This window comes from Pseudanabaena sp. CCNP1317 (assembly GCF_034931345.1).
Classification (GTDB): domain Bacteria; phylum Cyanobacteriota; class Cyanobacteriia; order Pseudanabaenales; family Pseudanabaenaceae; genus Pseudanabaena; species Pseudanabaena galeata.
This window is the reverse complement of the sequence record NZ_JAYGIF010000085.1, coordinates 1-4,114: the sequence shown is the minus strand read 5'-3', so window position 1 is coordinate 4,114 and position 4,114 is coordinate 1. Positions and strand designations below refer to the sequence as shown.

The window sequence follows — 4,114 nt, the reverse complement described above, 5'->3', positions numbered from 1 at the left end:
ACTAGCCCTTGGGCGTGCTTAACGATGCTTTCCATGATCGTTATTTAATTTACTACTACGCCCTTTTTTTCACATTTTTGCTCTTTCTGCAACCCCTTTTCTTGAATGGTGCAAGATCTCAGTTAAGGAAGTCAATCAATAGATTTTTATTTGGCTCTGTTCCAAATAGTCGCTTGAAGCCAAAGTCGGTGAGTGGGTTGATGTAGCGATCGCCGCTAAGACGTGGATAAAACATGGTTAACCATTTGTTGATGGGAGCTATGGCTCAGCACTATTTTAACAGATCCCAAAACTCGCGCTCTCGTCTTTACTCTCATCAATCAGCGATCGCCACCCACACCATCAAACAGCGAATCTTTGGTTAGCTTGTCCTATTTGTAATAGTCATAAAGCTGGCAAGATTGAGGCGATCAATCTATTTACGGATGAGGTTGTAGCGCTATTCAATCCGCGTACTCAAGTTTGGGTGGAGCATTTTACTTGGACTGAGAATGATATTGGTATTCTCGGTAAGATTCCAACGGAATAGGCAAAGGTGAGGGTTTTGAGCTAATGAGCAGTTTGATTATGTATGATGGAATTGATAAGTCAAGTTGAATTTTTAGAAAATATGAAAGAACAAGATTTGTTGAATCGGATCTGCGCTAGTCCTAGAGTGATGGTGGGGAAGCCAGTCATTAGAGGGAATCGGTTATCTGTTGAATACATTCTAAATCTGCTGGCTCATGGTGCAACGGTGACGGAGATTTTGGATGAGTATGAAGGTTTGGTTGAGGCGGATATAAGGGCTTGTTTGATTAAATAACTGGCTGGACGGTCAGCTTATATCCAAGCGCTTTAGCAACTTTTGTCACTGTCGCAAAACTAGGATTACCATCAGGGGATAATGCCTTGTATAGCCCCTCTCTTGTTAAGCCTGATTCTTTTGCTAACTGAGTCATGTTCTTGGCGCGAGCGATAACACTAAATGCATGGATGATCACGTTAGGAGCATCACCTGCTTCTTCAAGACAAGCTTCCAAATATAATTGAATATCTTCTTCTGTTTTTAGATGTTCTGCTGAGTTCCATCGAGTAGTGGTGATAGCCATAATTTAATCCTCCAATTGTTTAACTAGTTCCTTAGCTTTATTTATGTCAGAAGTCTGAGTGCTTTTATCGCCGCCACATAGAAGTATCACAAGGATTGAACCTCTCTGCACAAAATACACTCTATAGCCAGTGCCGTAAAATATTCGCATTTCGCTTACTCCTTGTCCAACTGGAGCAACATCACCAAAGTTTCCCATTTCCATGCGATCGATACGGGCTTGTATGCGGGCTTTGGCTTTTTTGTCTCTTAATTTGACAAACCAGTTGACGAATATTTCTGTCTGGCGAACTTCAATTATGTGTTAACTGTAGTTCACAGTGTAGAAAGTGTCAATCGTCAAAACAAGATTGTGATAACTGTGATCGCGCCAATCTCATTTCACAAACTGTGATCGCCTAAACAACCGAGTAAAGCCGCTAAGCCTATTCTTGAAAAGTCATCTTGATAAGCAAGGCGATTCTATGAAGTTATACTGTATTTAATCAATCAAAATTTAGTGTTGTCTACGAGGCAATATGTCTGAGTCGATCGCCTTAGAACTTCCCGAACCTTTGGCAAAAAAAGTTAAGGAAATTGCTGCACTCAATCGTCAGGGGATTGAGGAAATGCTGATTGAATGGATCGATCGCACTATTAATGAGATTCCCATAGAGGCACTGCCTGATGAACAGGTTCTGGCTCTTTGTAATTTGCAAATGGGTGGACAGCAGCAAAGGGTTTTTAGTGATTTACAAGCTCGAAATAGTGAAGGGTTGCTTAATGCACAGGAAGTTAAGAAGCTAAATGAGTTAATGCAGGTTTATCGGCATGGTTCGGTACGGAAAGCTAAGGCATTGCAGGTTGCGGTGATGCGCGGATTAATCTCTAGCAAAATTGCTCTTAATCTCGAATCAAACAGCGATCGCCTATCTCAAAAACTAATTAAATAGTAATCGCCTATCAATTATAGAGAGACAGATATAAAATCGTGAACTTTATATCTTTTCAAGTAGTTCCAATGTCTTTCTAATATCAGGCAATAATTCATTTCTAGTGATTTCTTTTAAAGGATTGTTGCCAGACTCACCATGATGAATAGGGCTTGAAATATCGTTTAAATCTCGCAATGTTCTAATGATAGCGCTATCTAATTTTCCAAGATTTTTTAATTCATCTATCATTTTGCCTAACGTATTTATATTCTTGGATCGTAAGTGTCGAAAATACTTAAATTGTAAAGCTGTTTCTAGACATAGGCGGATCATTTCCTGAGCGTTATGTGTAGAACAATGGTCTTGCTCTAAATAAGTCTCCAAGCTTTCAATTCTTTTTTGTTGCAGATTTTTACGATGCTCAGTCACATCAAAATTAGATAAGCAACTCCCATGTATTCTGTCCTTTTTTAATGTAAGGGTTCTAGCTCCAGAAAGATTGTCACAAAGTAAAAATAAGAAATCTTTGTTATGCGTCAATATAATTGCCTGACCGATGCTGTCTGACAAATCTCTAATGAGACGAGCCGTTAGATTTTTTCGATGCTCATCTAAACTTGATAGAGGATCGTCAAATACAACTACCTTCTTATCCAAGTTAGGTTGATTTTTCAACCAATTAACAAAGAAGGCAAGACTTAGAGTGTTTTTCTCTCCTTCGCTTAAAGTATTGTGAAAACAGGGATTATCTCCTCGTACTTGTAAAGGCACTTGAGTTTCATTGATAACAATTTGAAATTCAGCATATGGTTGTTTTGAACGATTATCAACTTGTTCAATGAAACGATCCAATCGGAAATCCACCCCTAACTCATTTAGAGTATCGTTCACGCTCGCTTGATACTTGTGAAAAACTGTTGTCGAATAACTGGCAAGCTTATTGGTCAAAGTCTTTATGTCCAATGTAATTTTGTGGAATTCACTTTCCAATTCCTGATAATCTTTGCACCAGTTCTTCTCATCTTGAGAAAATCGCTTCAAGCTTTTTTCTAACTGGCTTTTGAGTATATTTAGATCAGATGATGTTGAACCAGAAATTGATGCCAGATAAGCTTTAATACTATCTGCTCCGCGTCTGTACGTTTGATTAACTACTTCAATTTCACCTTTTAAGTCACAAAAGATAGTATCTAGTTGCAGTGCTTCATCATCTGACTGGCTCAAGTTTATATTGTGCAGCTTTTGTTCAAGCGTATTTTGGACTTTCTCTTTTAAAGATTCAAATTTACGAATAAAACTAGAGAAATCTGGTTGCGACATTTGGTCTACATCTACATATTTTCTGAAGTTCTCCACCGCATCTTTCGCTTTAGCGTATTTACTCTCCAACTGTAGTAATTCAGCGCGTGGATTCCATTGATTTATTTCTGCTAAACACGTTTTGATCATTTCAAGTGAATCTCTATGGGATTGATCAAAGTACTTGCGATAAGCATCCAGTAAATCATGAGCAGACTCAAGATTTTGCCCACAAAATGGACAGGTGTCTAATGTTTGTTCCAAAGCTTGCAGAAGAAAAGTATCAGCTAGTTCAGGTTTCGCTGTGTGTCTACTAATATGAGCTTTTACAAGTTGTTCAGCTTCATCATGGATGCTTGAAAAAGATAGGTTATATATTTTCAAAAAATCAGGTTTTAACTCTGGGCAGACAAGTTTTCCTAATGATGTATAACCACGCAACTTTTCTTCTTCATTCTTTGCTTCGATTTGTCGTTTAATATTTTCTAATTGAACCAATATAACATCGTTCTCAGAGTCTGATATTACAAGATAGTCATCACGGTTAGTCAGTTTTTGGCGCTTTTCTAATTCCTTTTGCTTATCGTCAAAGAGCTTTTTTAACTGCTTTTCACGCTCTTTTGCAATAGTCAATTCTTTGCTAATACTCAAGCCTTCCGCACCTATCACTATTGTGTGAATACTTCGCCAATTCAAGGATGAAATGCAACACCTAGAGATCTTTGCGTAAAGGGACTCATAAGGATATTCTGATATTAATCACAATAATTAGGATACCCTCATGAGCTTTGTCCATCTTACCACCACAGAA

The 4,114-nt window shown here is 38.1% G+C and carries 5 protein-coding genes and 1 pseudogene; 2 read left to right on the top strand and 4 right to left on the bottom strand.

Annotated elements, in window-relative coordinates; all coding sequences use genetic code 11:
- Positions 1-121 precede the first annotated feature (121 nt).
- Positions 122-235, bottom strand: a pseudogene (locus VB775_RS15655) (PD-(D/E)XK nuclease family transposase); the annotation flags it as partial.
- 375 nt (positions 236-610) lie between these two features.
- Here VB775_RS15655 and VB775_RS15650 point away from each other — a divergent pair.
- Positions 611-805, top strand: coding sequence for a DUF433 domain-containing protein (locus VB775_RS15650; RefSeq protein WP_281006154.1), 195 nt, complete (start codon positions 611-613; stop codon positions 803-805).
- Here VB775_RS15650 and VB775_RS15645 read toward each other — a convergent pair.
- The gene (locus tag VB775_RS15645) at positions 798-1,091 is read right to left on the bottom strand and encodes an addiction module antidote protein (RefSeq protein WP_281006155.1); all 294 of its coding nucleotides are present in this window, start codon (positions 1,089-1,091) and stop codon (positions 798-800) included. The genes VB775_RS15650 and VB775_RS15645 overlap by 8 nt on opposite strands.
- A 3-nt stretch (positions 1,092-1,094) precedes the next feature.
- A complete protein-coding gene (locus tag VB775_RS15640) occupies positions 1,095-1,391 on the bottom strand; it encodes a type II toxin-antitoxin system RelE/ParE family toxin (protein ID WP_342593577.1) in 297 nt (98 codons plus the stop codon).
- 217 nt (positions 1,392-1,608) lie between these two features.
- Here VB775_RS15640 and VB775_RS15635 point away from each other — a divergent pair, with 217 nt between their 5' ends.
- Positions 1,609-2,022, top strand: a complete 414-nt coding sequence (locus tag VB775_RS15635) for a hypothetical protein (protein ID WP_281006156.1) — start codon at positions 1,609-1,611, stop codon at positions 2,020-2,022.
- A gap of 45 nt (positions 2,023-2,067) precedes the next feature.
- On the opposite strand, the gene VB775_RS15630 is transcribed toward VB775_RS15635, so the two are convergent.
- A complete protein-coding gene (locus VB775_RS15630; RefSeq protein WP_281006157.1) occupies positions 2,068-3,954 on the bottom strand; it encodes an AAA family ATPase in 1,887 nt (628 codons plus the stop codon).
- Positions 3,955-4,114: the final 160 nt, after the last annotated feature.

Excerpts from the sequence above, each read along its gene's own strand:
- VB775_RS15650 (WP_281006154.1), top strand. The coding sequence starts at position 611 with ATGAAAGAACAAGATTTGTTGAATCGGATCTGCGCTAGTCCTAGAGTG.
- VB775_RS15635 (WP_281006156.1), top strand. The coding sequence starts at position 1,609 with ATGTCTGAGTCGATCGCCTTAGAACTTCCCGAACCTTTGGCAAAAAAA.
- VB775_RS15645 (WP_281006155.1), bottom strand. The coding sequence starts at position 1,091 with ATGGCTATCACCACTACTCGATGGAACTCAGCAGAACATCTAAAAACA.